The following is a 16,378-nucleotide window of genomic DNA, read 5'->3' on the forward strand; positions in this document are numbered from 1 at the left end:
GCCATGTCCGTGCTGTGGTTCGGCGGAGACCACAACCCCGAGCAGTGGCCGGAGGAGGTGCGTGCCCGGGACATCGGACTGATGCACAGGGCCGGGGTGAACCTGGTGACGGTCGGGGTCTTCTCGTGGTCGTTGCTGGAGCCCCGCGAGGGGGAGTTCGACTTCGGTTGGCTGGACCGCGAGATGGACCGGCTGGCCGGGGCAGGAGTAGGAGTCGCCCTGGCCACGCCCACGGCCTCCCCGCCGCCCTGGTTCAGCGCCGCCCACCCCGACGCCATGCCGGTGACCGCCGAGGGGGTGCGCCTCAGCCACGGCAGCCGGGACACCTACGACGTGACCGCGCCCGCCTACCGGGCGGCCTGCGAGCGGATCGTCCGGGCGCTCGCCGAGCGGTACTCCGCGCATCCGGCCCTGCGCCTGTGGCACGTACACAACGAGTACGGCACGTGGTCGCACTCCGTCCACGCCGACCGGGCGTTCCGGGAGTGGCTCCGCGGGAGGCACGGTGACCTGGCGGCACTGAACGGGGCCTGGACGACGGCGTTCTGGGGGCAGCACTACTCCGACTGGGAACAGGTCCGGACCCCGCGCGCGACCCAGTACCTGGCCAACCCGGCCCACGTGCTGGACTTCCGGCGCTTCCTGTCGGACGCGATGCTCGACCACTACCTGGCCCAGCGCGGGGTGCTCAGGGAGGCGAACCCGGCCGTCCCGGTCACCACCAACCTGGCCTTCGGCGACTGGGTCCCGGTGGACCCGTGGAAGTGGGCCGAACACGTGGACCTGGTGGCCGTGGACGACTACCCGTCCGGGACCGGTGCCGAGGCCGCGGCCCAGACCGCCTTCGCCGCCGACCTCGCCCGTTCCTACGCCGCCCGCGTCCCCGGCGGGCGCAGCCCCTGGCTGCTGATGGAGCAGGCCGCGGGGGTCGTGTACACCCCCGGACGGACCGTCGCCAAGGCCCCCGGGGAGATCGTCCGGCACAGCCTGTCCCACGTGGCGAGGGGCTCCCGGGGCGCCATGTTCTTCCAGTGGCGGGCCTCCCGGGGAGGCTCCGAGCAGTGGCATGCGGGGATGGTCCCGCACGCCGGTCCCGATTCGCGGATCTTCCGCGAGGTGTGCGAGCTCGGTTCCCTGCTGCCCAGGGTCGCCGGGGCGGCCGAGGCCCCCGTTCCGGCCGACGCCGCCCTGACCTGGGACCCGGAGTCCTGGTGGGCGATGGGTGCGGCCTCGCTGCCCGACTCCGGGCTCGACCACCTGAGCGCGGTACGGCAGGTCCACCGCGTGCTGTGGCGGTCGGGCCGCACGGTGGACCTCGTCCGCCCCGACCGGCCGCTGCCGCCGGTGCCGCTGCTGGTCGTGTCCTCGCTCTACCTGCTCTCCGACGGGGCCGCCGCACACCTGACCGACTACGTGGAGCGGGGCGGGACCCTGGTGGTGACCCCGTTCAGCGGTATCGCCGACCCGCAGGGCACCGTGCGCACCGGGGGCTACCCGGGTGCGCTGCGCGACCTGCTCGGTGTCCGGGTGGAGGAGCTGCGCCCCGCCCCGGACACCGAGCTGTTCGACACCGGCCTCGGCCCGGTCCGCGGCTGGACGGAGGCGGTCCGTACGACCGGCGCCGAGGCGGTGGCCGTCCACCGGTCGGGCCCGTACGCCGGGGATCCCGTCCTGACCCGGAACCGCCGGGGCGCGGGGAGCGCCTGGTACCTGTCCGTCCGGTTGGACGACACGGCCCTGGGCGCTCTGCTGGCCGGGGTCGGGGCGGCGGGCGCCGGGCCGGACGCCACCGCCGCCGACCTGCGGCCCGAGCCCGGGTCCCCGTTCGGGGCGGACCCGGGCGTGGAGCTGGTGCGGCGCGTCGAAGGGTCCCTCACCTGGGTCTTCGTGCTCAACCACGCCGACGCCCCGTACCGGGTCGACCCGGCCGGGCTGGGGCTCGCCCCCGGGGCCGTGGACCTGTTGACCGACGCGGCGGCCGAGGGCCTGACGGTGCGGGGCGGCGGCGTGGCGGTGCTGCACGGCCGGCTCAGCCCGTGATCGGGAGGTCGGCCCCCTCCCTCAGCAGTACGGGGACCCGGTCCAGCGGCGCGTCGATCGTGACCACCCTGCCGCCCTGGTGAACGCGCCCCGTCCACGGGTCGGTCCAGGACGCCCCCGCCGGCAGGTAGACGTCCCTGGTCCGGGCCCCGTACTCGGTGACCGGGGCGACCAGCACGTCCGGGCCCAGGAGGAACTGGTCGCCCTCGCCCCAGGTGTTCGGGTCCTCGGGGAAGTCGACGAACACCGGGCGCATGGGCGGCAGCCCCCGCTCGTGGGCGGCGCGCATCTGCTCCATCACGTAGGGGCGCAGCCGCTCGCGCAGGAACAGCAGTTCGCGCAGGATCCCGTAGACCTCCTCGCCGTAGGACCACACCTCGTTGGGGCCGCCGGACATCTGCGGGTAGAGGTCGTGCGAGAACGGTTCCCGGTATCCGTGCAGCCGCGCCAGCGGGCAGAAGACCCCGTACTGGAACCAGCGGACCATCAGCTCGCGGTACTCGGGCGAGTCCTGGTCGCCGCCGTGGAAACCGCCGATGTCCGTCGTCCACCAGGGGAGGCCGGACATGGCGACGTTGAGCCCGGCCCGGACCTGGGCGCGCAGGGAGGCGAACGTGGGGGCGATGTCGCCCGACCACAGGGCGGCGCCGTGGCGCTGGCTGCCCGCCCAGGCCGAGCGGCACAGGGTGATCACCTCCTCCTCGCCGGCGGCCAGCATCCCCTCGTGGAAGGCGCGCGCGTGTTCGAGCGGGTAGATGTTGCCCACCTCGGTGCCGGGGCCGGCGTGGTAGCGCAGGTTCTCCGGGTGGCCCGGTTTCAGCTCGGGTTCGCAGGCGTCGAGCCACCAGACCCGAATGCCCAGGGAGTGGTAGTTGCGGCGGATCCGCTCCCACAGGTACCCGCGCGCCTCGGGGTTGGTGGGGTCGTAGAAGGAGACCTGCACCTGGGAGTCCACCCCCTTGTCGGCCCAGTCCGCGTGCACGGGGGGTCCTTGTTCGGTGGCGACGAGGTAGCCGTTGGAGAGCATCTCGGCGTGGTTCTCGCTGAGCGGGCTCACCGAGGGCCACACGGACACCATGAGTTCCACGCCCATCTCGCGGAGTTCGGCCACCATGGCCGCGGGGTCGGGCCACTCCCGGGGGTCGAACCTCCAGTCGCCCAGGTGGGTCCAGTGGAAGAAGTCGCTGACGATCACCGACAGCGGCAGGCCGCGGCGCCGGTACTCGCGGGCCACCGCCATGAGCTCGTCCTGGGTGCGGTAGCGGAGCTTGGACTGCCAGAAGCCGGAGGCGAACTCCGGCAGCATCGGGGGGTGGCCGGTCGCGTCGGCGTAGCGGGCCAGGATGTCGGCGGGGCCGTCGCCCGTGGTGACCCAGTAGTCGATCTGGCGGGCGCTGTCGCTCACCCAGCGGGTCCCGTTGTCGGCGAGCTCGACCCTTCCGGTGGCCGGGCTGTTCCAGAGCATCCCGTAGCCGCGGGAGGAGACCAGGAAGGGGATGGTGACCTCGGCGTTGCGCTGGACGAGGTCGATGACCGCGCCCTTCTGGTCGAACAACCCGTGGGTGTGCTGGCCGAGGCCGTGGATGCGCTCGTCCTCGTAGGCGCGGAAGCGCTGTTCGATCCGGTAGTAGCCGTTGCCGGTGGAGGTGTAGACGCGGGGGCCGGGCCACCAGAAGTGGGCGCGCTCCTCGGCGAGCAGCTCCGTGTCACCGCGGGTGAAGCGGAGCATGCCGTCGGCGCTCACCTCCAGGGTGAGGGATCCGCTGACCAGGACGGCGGTGTCACCGATACGCACCTCGGCCGCCCCCGGAGGGCGTTCTGTCAGTGCGCCGGGCAGGTCCTCGCGGATGTTGGACAGCGCGGAGCGGACGCGGATGCCGTCGGTCCCCCACGCCTGGGCGCGTAGGACCTGGTGGCTGCCGCGCCACTCGAAGCCGTCCTCGATCTCGTTGAACACGTCGGTCCTTCCTGTAGGGGTGGCAGGAGTGTCGAAGCGCTTCGACAACGGGCTTGGTTCGGGGTGGGAGGGGCGGTGGGTGAGGGGTGGCCGGGGGGCGGACGGCCCGGTCGGGGCTCAGGTCCGGTGCGCGGTGCTGCCCCGGTCGGTCAGACCGGGTTCGAGCAGGGTGACCCCGGGCTCTCCGAGGCCGTCGATCTTGTCCACGAGCAGACGGACCGCGCGTCCGCCGAGCTCCTCGGCGGGCAGGTCCACCGAGGTCAGCGGTTGGGGAACGAGGGGCGACGGGCCGATCACCAGGGCGGACAGCTCCGGAGCGCTCCGACCGTGCTCGGCGAAGGCGTCCAGGAGCGGACCGACGGAGGGCTCGTTGTGCACGATGACGCCGGTGAGGTCCGGGCGCTCGCGCTGGAGGGCGTCCGCGACGTGGCGGGCGGACTCGGGCGTGCAGGGATGGCTGGTGGCTCGCAGGCCCCGGCGCGCCACGGCGGCCTCGAAGCCGGCGAGCGTGCGCTCCGCGAAACCGGTGCGCCGCTCGTAGACCGAGGGGGGCTGACCGACGAAGGCGACGTCCGTGTGGCCGAGGTCCGCCAGATGGTCCACGCAGAGCGCACCCGCGGCGGAGAAGTCGAGGTCTATACAGGTCAGGGCTTCGGTGTCCTCGGGGACCCCGATGAGCACGGAGGGCAGGCCGAGGGAGCGCAGGACCGGCACGCGCGCGTCGTCGGCCTCCACGTCCATGACGATGACGCCGTCCACCATGGCGCTGCCCGCGACCCTGCGCAGGCCGTCCGGGCCCTCCCCCTGGGTGAGCAGGAGGACGTCGTGGTCGTGGGTGCGGGCGGCGGTGACGACGGAGACCGCGAACCGCATGGCCACGGGAACGTGGACGTCGTCCCGCAGCGGGACGACCAGGGCGATGACGCTGGTGCGGCGGCTGGCCAGGGAGCGCGCCCCCGCGTGGGGCTGGTAGCCCAGGGCCTCGATGCTCTCCCGGACCCGGCGGGTGGTGGACTCCGAGATCGACCGCTTGCCGCTGAGGACATAGGAGACCGTGCTCGGCGAAACCCCGGCGTGCCGGGCCACATCGGAGATCCGCACCGTGCCGTCCCGTCAGTTGTCGAATCGATTCGATGGAATGTTACGCACCCGGCCACCCTGGCGCAATGCCCTGGGCAGCCCCGGCCGGAACGAGCCTACCCGGGATCCGCGGGTCCTCCCGGGCTCCGCCCGTGCCGGGCGTCGCGGGCCTCGGCGAAGCGCGGCGCCGGACCGGACGCGGGTCAGGGCGTCGGACAGGGGGCGGGGAGTCGGATCGGGCACGGTGTCAGTCCTGGGTCACGAACCCGCGCGCACCGGGGCAGGCGGGAGCGACCCGTGTCCGCACGGGCGAGGGGGTGGGCTCGACGGTGGCTGTGGCACCCCGGGGCAGGGCGCTCGGAACGGCTGGCGGAGACGGTCTGCGGCTAACCGGCCTGGCGTTTGGCCTCCAGGGCCTCCATCGCCGCGACGGCGGTGGCGACGGTCTGGTGGACCGGAACCTGACGGTGCAGGCCGACCAGGCGGACGACCTTGGTGACGCGTTCGTTGAGAGCCGCCAACGACAGGGACCCGTCCAGCTCACGGACGTTCCGGTAGGCGTTGATGATGACGTTCAGCCCACTGGAGTCCATGAAGTCCAGGGCGGACAGGTCCAGGATCAGCCACGGACCGTGGTCCTCGATCGCGGTCCTGATGTGTTCCTGGAGGTCGGCGGCGGTCGCGATGTCGAGTTCTCCCTCGATCGCGACGATGACGCTGCGGCTTTCGAACCGCGTGCTCAGCCCGAGCCTGTGCACGTTCACTCCTCCCGGCCCCACGATCAGATGGTGCGGGGCCCCTTCGCTTAACCATACGCAGCCCGGCCGGGAACGACTACCGGACCCGGCTCCACTCCCACAGAGCCGGTCCGGTGAGGGGAACGCCTGCGCGCCCGAGCGGCCTGGTAAGTCGTTGGACACACACGGTATAAGCGAACCGTCCCCACGGGAATGCCATCGGGCAAGAAATTTTCGCCTCATGGGCAAGAACCTCCGGCCAATGCCCCGGTATCACCCTTTTACCGTGGGTTATTTCACGACATGAAGCCCGGTGCTACTGATCGCCCCGCGCACGTCCGTTCCGTCACCCCCTGGCCGGTCACGCTCCGTTCACCCCTCCCGGGGGCGGTCACCCCGGGTGAACGAATCCAACAGTGTGCGCGCGGCCAGGGTGGCCGTGGTCCCGCCCGAACGCACCTGCTCCTCCATCCGCGGGATGAGCCCGGCCACTTCCGGGTCCCGCAGGAACGTGTCCATGAGCTGGTCGCGGACCTGGTCCCACATCCAGCTCACCCCCTGGGCGCTGCGCCGCTCGGCCAGGGAGCCGTCCCCCTCCAGCACCCGCCGGTGCTCCAGCACCGTCTCCCACACCTCGTCCAGCCCGTCCCCGGTCAGGCCGCTGCAGGTGAGCACCGGCGGCCGCCACCGGGGGTGGACCCGGTGGAGCAGGCGCAGGGCCCGGGACAGTTCCCGGGCGGCCTTGCGGGCGTCGTCGGCGTGCGGCCCGTCGGCCTTGTTCACCGCGACCACGTCCACCAGCTCCAGCACACCCTTCTTGATGCCCTGGAGCTGGTCGCCGGTACGCGCCAGGGTGAGGAAGAGGAAGCAGTCGACCATCGCCGCGACCGTGACCTCGGACTGGCCCACGCCCACGGTCTCCACCAGGACCACGTCGAACCCGGCCGCCTCCATGAGCAGCATGGTCTCCCGGGTCGCCCGCGCCACCCCGCCGAGGGTGCCCGCCGTCGGCGAGGGCCGGATGAACGCGTTCGGGTCCACCGCGAGGTCGGCCATGCGCGTCTTGTCCCCGAGGATGCTGCCGCCGGTGCGGGTCGAGGAGGGGTCGACCGCCAGCACCGCGACCCGGTGCCCGGAGGAGGTCAGCCGGGTGCCGAGCGCGTCGATGAAGGTCGACTTGCCCACCCCCGGCACCCCGGTGATCCCGACCCGCCGCGCCCCGCCGGTGTGCGGGAGCAGCCGCACCAGGAGCTCCTGGGCGGCGCGCGCGTGGTCCGGTCTGCGCGACTCCACCAGGGTGATCGCCCTGGCCAGGGTCGGCCGGTGCCCGGAGAGGACGCCCTCGGCCAGGGCGTCCACGTCCACCGGGCGCCTCCCGCGCACCGCCACGCTCACTCCCCTTCCCGGGCGGAACCCGGGTGCTCCGGGTCCAGACGCTCCTCCAACTGGTCGAGCAGGTCGATCGCGGCCTCGGCGATCACCGTGCCCGGCGGGAAGATCGCGGCCGCACCGGCCTCCCGGAGCTCGGCGAAGTCCCCCGGCGGGATCACCCCGCCCACCACGATCATGATGTCCTCGCGGTCCAGCGCGGCCAGCTCCTCCCGGAGCGCGGGCACCAGGGTCAGGTGCCCGGCCGCCAGCGAGGACACCCCGACCACGTGCACGTCGGCCTCCGCCGCCTGGGCGGCGACCTCGGCCGGGGTCTGGAACAGCGGGCCCACGTCGACGTCGAACCCCAGGTCGGCGAAGGCGGTCGCGATGACCTTCTGCCCCCGGTCGTGGCCGTCCTGGCCCATCTTCGCCACCAGGATGCGGGGGCGGCGCCCCTCGGCCTCGGCGAACTCCTCCACCCGGGCGCCCACCCGGTCCATCAGCCCGGCGGCGTCGGCGTTCCCGGCCGCCTCGTCCTTGTACACACCCTGAATGGTACGGATCTGACCCGAGTGGCGGTTGAACACCTTCTCCATCGCGTCGGAGATCTCCCCGACCGTGGCCTTGGCTCGGGCCGCGTCCACCGCCGCGGCCAGCAGGTTGCCGGTGAGCTCCGCGTCGGCCCTGGACTCCCGCCCGGCCGCCTCGGTCAGGGCGTCCAGGGCGGCCCGCACCTGGTGGTCGTCGCGTTCGGCGCGCAGGCGGCGGAGCTTGTCCAGCTGCTCGGCGCGCACCCGGGTGTTGTCGACCTTGAGCACCTCGATGTCGTCGGCCGTCTCGGGCCGGTACTTGTTGACGCCGATCACCGGTTGGCGGCCCGAGTCGATGCGCGCCTGGGTGCGGGCGGCCGCCTCCTCGATGCGCATCTTGGGCAGCCCCGCGTCGATCGCCGCGGCCATCCCCCCGGCCTTCTCCACCTCCTGGATGTGCGCCCACGCCTTCTCGGCGAGCTGCTGGGTGAGGCTCTCCACGTAGTAGCTGCCGCCCCAGGGGTCGACCGCCCGGGTGGTGCCCGACTCCTGTTGCAGCAGCAGCTGGGTGTTGCGGGCGATGCGCGCGGAGAAGTCCGTGGGCAGGGCCAGCGCCTCGTCCAGGGCGTTGGTGTGCAGGGACTGGGTGTGGCCCTGGGTGGCGGCCATGGCCTCCACACAGGTGCGGGCCACGTTGTTGAACACGTCCTGGGCGGTCAGCGACCACCCCGAGGTCTGGGAGTGGGTGCGCAGGCTCAGCGACTTGTCCTTGGCGGCGCCCAGGTCCTTGACCAGGCGCGCCCACAGCAGGCGGGCGGCGCGGAGCTTGGCGACCTCCATGAAGAAGTTCATCCCGATCGCCCAGAAGAACGACAGCCGCGGCGCGAACGCGTCCACGTCCAGGCCGGACCGCTGGCCCGCGCGGATGTACTCCACCCCGTCGGCCAGGGTGTAGGCCAGTTCCAGGTCGGCGGTGGCCCCGGCCTCCTGCATGTGGTAGCCGGAGATCGAGATGGAGTTGAACCGCGGCATCCGCTGCGAGGTGTAGGCGAAGATGTCGGAGATGATCCGCATCGAGGGCTGCGGCGGGTAGATGTAGGTGTTGCGGACCATGAACTCCTTGAGGATGTCGTTCTGGATGGTCCCCGACAGCTTCTCGAGCGGCACCCCCTGCTCCTCGGCGGCCACGATGTACAGCGCCAGGACGGGCAGCACCGCGCCGTTCATGGTCATGGACACGCTCATCCGGTCCAGCGGGATCCCGTCGAACAGCTGGCGCATGTCGTAGATGGAGTCGATCGCCACCCCGGCCATGCCCACGTCGCCCGCCACCCGGGGGTGGTCGGAGTCGTAGCCGCGGTGGGTGGCCAGGTCGAAGGCGACCGACAGGCCCTTCTGTCCGGCGGCCAGGTTGCGGCGGTAGAAGGCGTTGGACTCCTGCGCCGTGGAGAAGCCGGCGTACTGCCGGATGGTCCAGGGCTGGTTGACGTACATGGTCGGGTAGGGCCCGCGCAGGTAGGGCGGAATGCCGGGCAGCCCGTCCACGAAACCCAGGCCCTCGCGGTCGTCGGGGGTGTAGAGCGGTTTGACGCCGATGCCCTCGGGGGTCTCCCACTCCAGGGCGTCGGCGGCCTTGCCGGTGGCCCCTTCCAGGGCGCGCTGCCAGTCGGCCGCGCCCCGGCCGCCGGTGCTGGTGAAGGCGGGTGGGCGGGGATCGACGTTGGAGAAGTCGGGGATCATGCGCTCGCCCCCTGTGCGGCGTCGGTCGTGGTGGTCGGGGGGTCGGTGAGGAGCACCTCGACCAGGTCGGTGAGCAGGGCGACGGCGTCGCAGCCCCGGTGCGCGAAGGCGTCCACCCCGGCCCGGCGGTAGGCGTCGCTCGGCGGCCCGGCCAGCAGCACCCGGCGGGCGCCCGCCCCCCTGAGTGCGCGGGCCACCGACTCGGCGTGCTCGTCGTAGACCCCGTCCGAGGAGCAGATCACCGCCACCCGGCTGCCCGAGTCGGCGAAGGCGGACGCGGCCGCCCGGGCGTCCTCCAGCGGGCCCGGGTCGGCGGCCCCGATGCCTCCGGCGGCGAGGAGGTTGGTGGCGAAGGAGGCGCGGGCGGTGTGCACCGCGACCGGGCCCAGCGTGGCCAGGAAGGCCGTGGGTCGGTGGCCGGTGTCGCCGGTGCGGGCGTCACAGCGGTCGCGCAGGGCCTCGTACTCCTGGGCGTAGCGGCGCACCGGGAAACCGCCCGGAGCGGTTCCGCCCTGGCGGGCGGGGTCCGCCTCGCGTACCAGCAGGCTCTCGTGCGGGTTCGGGAACTCGCTGACCCCGGTGAGCGGGGCGGCGCGGGTGGCCAGGTCGTGGCGGCGCCGCTGCCACACCCGGTCCACGGCCGTGCGCAGCTGGCCGTGTCCGATCGCCTCGGCGATCCCACCGGCACGTTCCAGCTCCTGGAAGAAGGACCATCCGGCCACGTAGAGGTCGCGGGTCAGCGCCTCGACGTAGAAGGAACCCCCGGCCGGGTCGATGACCCGGGCCAGGTGCGCCTCCTCGACGAGCAGCGACTGGGTGTTGCGGGCGATCCGGCGGGCGAAGTCGTCGGGCAGGCCCACCGCGGCGTCGAAGGGCTCCACGGTGACCGCGTCGGCGCCGCCCACCCCGGCGGCGAAGCAGGCCACGGTGGTGCGGAGCATGTTCACGTGCGGGTCGCGGCGGGTCATCATCGCCTCGGAGGTGGTGGCGTGCAGGCGCATACCGCGCTGGTCGGCGGGCACGCCGCAGTCCTGGAGCACCTGGTTCCACATGGCGCGGACCGCGCGGAGTTTGGCGATGACGGCGAACTGGTCGGCGTTGGCCGCCAGCCGGAACTCGATCCGCCCCGCGGCGTCGGCGGGGTCCAGCCCGGCCTCGGTCAGGGAGCGCAGGTAGGCGGTCGCGGCGGCGATCGCCGCACCGGTCTCCTGGGCCTCGGAGCCTCCCGCGTTGTGCACCAGGGTGCCGTCGGCGACGAACAGGCCCAGCCCGGGGTAGGCGGCGGCGTGTTCGGCGGCGAAACGCGCCGGTCCGCGCACGTCGGGGCGCTCGTCGGCCAGCGCGGCCGCGGTGAGCGGGTCCAGGCCCAGGTGGGAGACGACCCGGTCGGCGGGGACCCCGGCGTCCGCGTGCGCGGTCAGCAGGGCCGTCGCGGCGTCGACGGCGTCGGGGCCGGGTGCGGCCAGCACCACGGGGGCCAGGTCGAGGTAGACGTCGGTGAGCGCCGCACCGAGTTCGGACACGGGGAGCGCGCCGCCGCCCACCGAGATCCACAGCGAGCTCACACCGTTCATCAGGTCGCTGTTGAGTCGGCTGCGGAGCACGGCGGGGTCGGCGTCGGTGTGCCGGGCGCGGATGTCCCACCCCCCGGCCACTCCCCCGTCCGGACGGTAGCCGCGGGTGAAGGGGGCCAGTCCCGGGTATCCGGGGTCGGCCGCGGGCGGGGCGCCGGTGTAGAGGGGCTCGATGTCGAACCCGTCGTAGGTGGGCGTGGCCAGCACGGACTCGGGGGCGTCGCCGAGATCCTCCTCGGCGGCACCGCTCTTGCGCAGAACCCCGGCGACGAGTTCGCGCCACCGCTCACGTGTGGCCGCCGGGAAGCCTTCGGCCAGGTTGGGGACCGCTGCGCCGGCGGCCCCGCTCTCAGGGACGTCCATACTCCGAGATGGTAGAGAACAGGGTTCGGTTTCGGTGCGCCGGGGTGTGGTGGCGAGCACATGGCTACCTCCAGCCACCCTGACCTGCGGGCTCTCCGAGCCGCCCCACACGCCGCCGTGGCCCCAGAGTATGACATGCGACACATCCACCCCAGGGGTCGAACCGAACGTGTCCGCACGGACACCCATACGGAGTGCCGACGGGCACGCACCGCAGCCCCGCCCCCGACCGACCCAGGAGCGTTCCCCATGCAGCCCTCCACCCGCGCCCTCCTCCCCCTCGCCGCGTCCGGTCTCGCCCTGGCGCTGACCGCCTGCGGAGGGGACGGTACTTCGGAGTTGGAGCCCGCCCCGGAGGTCGACACCGCCGGCTTCACCTACGGCGAGGTGCCCACCGAGAACACGAAGGGGCCGAGCATCGACGAGTCGCTGATGCCGCCCGAGCCCGCCCCCGGTACCCCCAGGCACGAGCGGAACGCGCACACGGCCCTGGTCCAGGTCTCCGAGCTGACCTGGACCGCCGACCCGGACGCCACCGCCGAGTGCCCGGAGGTCGACCTGCACGCCGAGGGGAGCTACACCTGCGTCGTCACCTACTTCGGCGAGGAGTTCGAGTACCTGGTCGAACTGGACGAGGAGCGCAGTACGGCGGACTACGCCGCCGAGGAGGCCCGGCTGGTCACCGGGCCGATCATCGTGGAGAACCTGGAGCACGACATCCGGGTGTGGAGCCTCATGCCCTACGTGGACTGCGGCCTGGAGGGCGAGGTGGTGGCCGCCACCGACGGGGAGGAGGTGACGTGCACGGCCCTGGACGACGAGACCGGGGCGACCGAGGAGTACCTGGTTACCTACAGCGTCCTCCTCGGCTACTCCATCGAGGAGGTCTAGCTCGGCGTTCGCGCTGCTCGCTTGCTCCCAGGGCGGCACACAGGGGCCGTTGCCTCCTTCGCCGGGGCCCGGCCTCAAGGGCCACGGAACACTCCCACGCTCGGGCGGGCACACACTCGCCGCACCCGGCCAGGGCCTGTCCTGTGCACCATGGCCCGCGTCGGCCGCCGGCACAGAGCGGTCGTCGGAGCACCGGTGGGTGCGTCGCACAGGTCGAAGGCGGTGTCGGAGCAGGCAGGCGTGAAGTTCAATGCGCGAACGGGGACAGCGCCGACAGCGACTCGGCCGTGGAGGCCTGGCGCGACACCACGCATGGCTGCAGCCCTCGTGGTGTTCACTTGGCCACTGTGCATGATCACGCGAAGGCCGTCGCGTGGTCCGGAGAACTACTCGGCCCGTGATCGGAACAGTGTTCGGATCACGGGCCGAGGTCAAGCGCCAAGCTAGGCGGCTGCTGTCACGTCAAGATGCCGCTGATGCACACCGCTGGCGGCCGCAGGGGCCTGCGGCGTGTGCAGTGCCCGGTCGATCACCAACCCGAAACCCGCCAGAACGGCGGGGACGGCCAGGAGCGCGGTGGCTTGCTCGACAAGAGTGTCTCCGCAGACCCCTGCCACGAGACCGAGAAGCACCGCAAAGAATGCGACAAGGCCCAAGGAAAGCGTTGCGGGAAATCGCACAGCGATTCGCACCATTCTCCTTTCTTTCATTGTTTCCGCGTCAGATGACCAGCGTGATCACGAACAGGACGCTGATTACAGCAATCACCGCCATGAGCGGGCGAAATCCGCGCTGCTGGGCAGGGCTGCGCCCGTTGCGCGCATGCCAGACCATCCAGGACAGGGCCCCCACCCCCAGAGCCAATTCGAGCCATCCGAGGATCACGACCACGTTCATGTTCTCTCCGCTGCAACTAGCAGATGTACTGGGCGATCAGCGCCGACAGGCCACCACCGCCCGCCAAGGCCGCGGAGAACATCCCCGCAACAGAGGGCCCGATGACCACACCCGCTACAGCAATTGTTCCACCTGAGGCGGCAACACCCGCGAAGACCGCGGCTCCGATCGCGTACACGGCGGCCTGAGCAGCCGCCAGGCAGAAGTCGGCGGCCATGGTCTGCGTAGTGCTGCTATCGGCTGTGTCCTTGGATACCCGCACACCTTCGGTCGTCTTGACAAAGGTGAGTTCCCGGCCATCAGCGTTGGTGACGTCGAACGACTGGCCAACCGAGGTGCTCTGGTAGCTGTCGACGAACGCATCACGGACCTGGCGCTGCTCTGCGCTCAGCGAGTCGGCTTGGGCAAGGCCACCGGCCTGCGCCGGCGTGGTGGCGACAAAGGCCATGGTAATGGCCATCGCCACGGCCAGCCACGTTGAACGAACCGCGCGCAGCAAACATTGAAACCTCCCAATTAAATTTATTCAAAGCAATCACAGGGCACACGAAAGAGCAAGGTAAGTGCATCATGCACTTCCTTTGCAATGCACCCAGGAAGCCAACGTAAAATTTCCTATACACCGACGCAAGCGGTGAACTGGGCAAAACCAATTCCGCCCCACCGGAAAACACAGGAAAAAGCCGCATGACATGCGGTGACGAATCGACTCCCCCGGCAGTGGCCGGATCCGGCCACTGCTTCCACGAGGCAGCACCACCCCGTGACTCCCAAATCCTGGAGCGGCCCCCTCATCCGTCAGCATTCAGAAGGCATCACAGGCCACCGGAGGAAGAGGGGAGTGAGGAGTTGGCTTACGGCCGCCCCTCACTCGCCCACCATCATCAACATGATGTGACCTGAGACACAGAAGTGAAATCGGGGGAACCAAATGCCCTGGCCAGGGACCTAAGGGGGTGACCGAGACGCTTCCTCCGAACAGGACCCCCATGTTGAACTCCGCCCGCAGACACCGCATCGCCCTCGGTCTGACCGCCGCCGGTTCGGCCCTGGCTCTCGCCGCCTGCGGCGGGGGCGGCCCGGAGCCCGCCGAGACCGACACGGCCGCCGTCGAGGAGGTCGAGGAAACCGTGGAGGAAGAGGAGACCACCGAGGTCGACGCCTCCTCCTTCAACCAGGGTCCCGTCCCCGCCGAGGCACCCGAGATCGACGAGGCCGACCTGCCCGCCGAGCCCGACTCCTCCGCTCCCCTGGGCGACCGCATCGCGTGGGAGGCGCTGGAGCGGGTCTCCACCTTCGCCTCGGTGACCGACCCCGACGCCACCGCCGAGTGCCCCGAGATCGCCGGGGAGGAGGGCGAGTCCGTCACCTGCACGGTGAACTTCCTGGACGAGGAGTTCGAGTACACGATCAACATCGAGTCCTCCGGCATCCTCATCAACTACGGCTGGGAGATGCCCGAGGGCCCGCTGGTGCGCGAGGTGGTGGAGGACACCCTCCGGGCGCACACCGAGAGCGAGTACGTGCTCTGCGACATGGAGTCCGACGTCGAGCGCGGTGAGACCGGCGGGGAGGCGCCCTTCCTCTGCCAGAGCCTGGACGAGGAGAGCGGGGACGTCAGCGACTGGGAACTGAGCATCTCCCAGTACGGTTCCTTCTCGTTCTACAGCGCCTGACCGGCCGCCCGGCCCCTGGGCGAACCCGGAACCGCCCAACTGGTCCGGCGGGCGCGATGGAGAGGGCGCCCCGAAAGAGGTCCGACCCGACGGCAGCACACAGGAAGGCGCCGTCCGGGCTCGGCACCCCAGGCGCATCGACGTCCTCTACATTCCCGTGTACCCACCGGCCCGGAGAAAACCAGGCTCTAAGGTGGCACGCGGGAACAACGGCACATGGGAATGTGCTCGAAGGGGTCCGGTCCGAGCCGGACCCCTTTCTCATGTCCCGTCCTGACCGACCGGGATCATGTACGCCAGTTCGTACCGATCCGGCGGCACCACGATGTCTGCTGTCTCCACAGGGCAGTCCTCGGTGTAGTAGGTCCGCTGGATCACCAACACCACACTGCCACGTGTGACCTGCAAATTATCTGCTTCGTCGGCGCTGGCCGGGCGTGCGGTCACAATCTCGCCAGCTTGCACAATGCGCTGCCCGATAGCCCGCATGCGCTCGACAACACCCCGGCCGGAGTAGACACCGTTCTCCGGCAACACGACCTCAGTGCCCCGCGTGATCTCCAGGGGTTCCCACGAGGTGGAGAGCATTACCGGTTCATCATCGCCGGTGAAGGTGTACTGGGTCCGCATCACCGGGTCGTCGGGGTCAATGGCGAGCCGATGCGCGATCGCCTCCGGCGCGGTAGTGGATCTTGAGGAGGACTCCCAGCCTCCGCGCACTGCCTGGGCAGCCATGTCCGCGCGGAACGGGCTACCGCTACGGGCCTCCCGATACCAGGACCGGGTGAGGCGACGCACGGGTGGGCGCGACCGTACGTAGCTCCCCGAGCCGGTCCGCGAGACAACGTATCCCCCGGCGACAAGCTGCTGCACGGCGTCGGCGGCCACCCGCATACCCACTTCGAACTCGGCGGCCAGGTCTTGTCTGGACGGGAGCCGATCGCCGGGTGCGTAGTCGCCCGCGATGATGCGCTGCCGCAGCGTATCGGCGACGCGCTGGTAGGTCGGGCGGGCCACGGGCGCACTCCTTGATTGGGACCAATCTGCACGAACAGCTTGACAAGGCTGCACGTACCAAAGCAAGCTGCACGTACAGATTTTAAATTGGCACGTACAGCTTGGATGGCCATGGGTAAGCGAATCACTCTCCCAGCGAGTAACGCGATGGTGCCGATCACCCGGCATGGCGTGGCTGCTCTCCTACCCGGCTTTGGCCGTCTGGCTGACGTCGAACTGGTCCTCACCGAGTTCGTGACGTCCGCAATCCGGTCCAGCGATGCCGACCTCATGATCACGGTCGAGCACAGCTCGGAGGTCCGCATCGAGGTGCACGACCAGCGAGGTCAGTACCCGCGTGTCGAAGAGACCCACATCGACCCTGCGGCTCCGGACGGCCTAGCCATCGTTTCGGCGGTGGCCGACCGCTTCGGAGCCCGCCGTCACCGCTCAGGAGACTGCACTGCCTGGGCCGTCTTCTCCCAGTAATCCGTTGTTCCCTCGCCGCCTATCCAGTGGCATCTGA

The 16,378-nt window shown here is 71.1% G+C and carries 13 protein-coding genes; 4 read left to right on the top strand and 9 right to left on the bottom strand.

Translation table 11 applies throughout. From position 1 onward, the window contains the following. The first annotated feature begins 3 nt into the window (after window positions 1-3). Complete coding sequence (locus IE195_RS23700; RefSeq protein ID WP_191275432.1) at window positions 4-2,040, top strand: beta-galactosidase; 2,037 nt, start codon at window positions 4-6, stop codon at window positions 2,038-2,040. Here the strand turns inward: IE195_RS23700 and IE195_RS23705 are convergent. From IE195_RS23705 to IE195_RS23730, 6 genes are all read right to left on the bottom strand, one after another. Further along, complete coding sequence (locus IE195_RS23705; RefSeq protein WP_191275434.1) at window positions 2,030-3,997, bottom strand: glycoside hydrolase family 31 protein; 1,968 nt, start codon at window positions 3,995-3,997, stop codon at window positions 2,030-2,032. The genes IE195_RS23700 and IE195_RS23705 overlap by 11 nt on opposite strands. Before the next feature lie 117 nt (window positions 3,998-4,114). Then, entirely contained in the window at window positions 4,115-5,098 is a 984-nt protein-coding gene (locus IE195_RS23710; RefSeq protein WP_191275436.1) for a LacI family DNA-binding transcriptional regulator, read from the bottom strand. A 365-nt stretch (window positions 5,099-5,463) separates the two neighbouring features. Next, entirely contained in the window at window positions 5,464-5,835 is a 372-nt protein-coding gene (locus IE195_RS23715; RefSeq protein ID WP_191275438.1) for an STAS domain-containing protein, read from the bottom strand. A gap of 351 nt (window positions 5,836-6,186) precedes the next feature. Continuing rightward, window positions 6,187-7,209 carry a methylmalonyl Co-A mutase-associated GTPase MeaB gene (meaB, locus tag IE195_RS23720; protein ID WP_191275440.1) on the bottom strand — a complete coding sequence of 341 codons (1,023 nt, stop codon included), beginning with the start codon at window positions 7,207-7,209 and terminating at the stop codon, window positions 6,187-6,189. Next, entirely contained in the window at window positions 7,206-9,455 is a 2,250-nt protein-coding gene (scpA, locus tag IE195_RS23725) for a methylmalonyl-CoA mutase (protein WP_191275442.1), read from the bottom strand. The genes meaB and scpA overlap by 4 nt, the downstream gene beginning before the upstream one ends. Further along, window positions 9,452-11,392 (bottom strand): methylmalonyl-CoA mutase family protein, encoded by a 1,941-nt coding sequence (locus IE195_RS23730; protein WP_191275444.1) that lies wholly within the window; start codon window positions 11,390-11,392, stop codon window positions 9,452-9,454. Before IE195_RS23730 ends, scpA begins: the two co-directional genes overlap by 4 nt. Before the next feature lie 249 nt (window positions 11,393-11,641). On the opposite strand from IE195_RS23730, the gene IE195_RS23735 reads away from it, so the two are divergent. After that, window positions 11,642-12,283: a hypothetical protein gene (locus IE195_RS23735; protein WP_191275446.1), complete on the top strand. Its 642-nt coding sequence runs from the start codon at window positions 11,642-11,644 to the stop codon at window positions 12,281-12,283. A gap of 720 nt (window positions 12,284-13,003) precedes the next feature. Here the strand turns inward: IE195_RS23735 and IE195_RS23740 are convergent. Together IE195_RS23740 and IE195_RS23745 are read right to left on the bottom strand one after the other, a co-directional pair. Continuing rightward, window positions 13,004-13,180 (bottom strand): hypothetical protein, encoded by a 177-nt coding sequence (locus IE195_RS23740; RefSeq protein ID WP_191275449.1) that lies wholly within the window; start codon window positions 13,178-13,180, stop codon window positions 13,004-13,006. A gap of 16 nt (window positions 13,181-13,196) precedes the next feature. Then, window positions 13,197-13,679, bottom strand: coding sequence for a hypothetical protein (locus IE195_RS23745; protein ID WP_191275452.1), 483 nt, complete (start codon window positions 13,677-13,679; stop codon window positions 13,197-13,199). A 490-nt stretch (window positions 13,680-14,169) separates the two neighbouring features. On the opposite strand from IE195_RS23745, the gene IE195_RS23750 reads away from it, so the two are divergent. Beyond that, the gene (locus IE195_RS23750; RefSeq protein WP_191275454.1) at window positions 14,170-14,856 is read left to right on the top strand and encodes a hypothetical protein; all 687 of its coding nucleotides are present in this window, start codon (window positions 14,170-14,172) and stop codon (window positions 14,854-14,856) included. Between the two features lie 261 nt (window positions 14,857-15,117). Here IE195_RS23750 and IE195_RS23755 read toward each other — a convergent pair whose 3' ends face one another. Next, window positions 15,118-15,873 (bottom strand): GntR family transcriptional regulator, encoded by a 756-nt coding sequence (locus IE195_RS23755; protein WP_229826411.1) that lies wholly within the window; start codon window positions 15,871-15,873, stop codon window positions 15,118-15,120. Window positions 15,874-16,044: 171 nt separating this feature from the next. On the opposite strand from IE195_RS23755, the gene IE195_RS23760 reads away from it, so the two are divergent. Further along, window positions 16,045-16,341, top strand: a complete 297-nt coding sequence (locus IE195_RS23760; RefSeq protein WP_191275458.1) for an ATP-binding protein — start codon at window positions 16,045-16,047, stop codon at window positions 16,339-16,341. The last annotated feature ends 37 nt before the right edge of the window (window positions 16,342-16,378 follow it).

Origin of the sequence: Nocardiopsis terrae (assembly GCF_014651695.1) — a bacterium.
Taxonomy (GTDB): domain Bacteria; phylum Actinomycetota; class Actinomycetes; order Streptosporangiales; family Streptosporangiaceae; genus Nocardiopsis; species Nocardiopsis terrae.

Excerpts from the sequence above, each read along its gene's own strand:
- IE195_RS23700 (WP_191275432.1), top strand. The coding sequence starts at position 4 with ATGTCCGTGCTGTGGTTCGGCGGAGACCACAACCCCGAGCAGTGGCCG.
- scpA (WP_191275442.1), bottom strand. The coding sequence starts at position 9,455 with ATGATCCCCGACTTCTCCAACGTCGATCCCCGCCCACCCGCCTTCACC.
- IE195_RS23730 (WP_191275444.1), bottom strand. The coding sequence starts at position 11,392 with ATGGACGTCCCTGAGAGCGGGGCCGCCGGCGCAGCGGTCCCCAACCTG.
- IE195_RS23735 (WP_191275446.1), top strand. The coding sequence starts at position 11,642 with ATGCAGCCCTCCACCCGCGCCCTCCTCCCCCTCGCCGCGTCCGGTCTC.
- IE195_RS23740 (WP_191275449.1), bottom strand. The coding sequence starts at position 13,180 with ATGAACGTGGTCGTGATCCTCGGATGGCTCGAATTGGCTCTGGGGGTG.
- IE195_RS23750 (WP_191275454.1), top strand. The coding sequence starts at position 14,170 with ATGTTGAACTCCGCCCGCAGACACCGCATCGCCCTCGGTCTGACCGCC.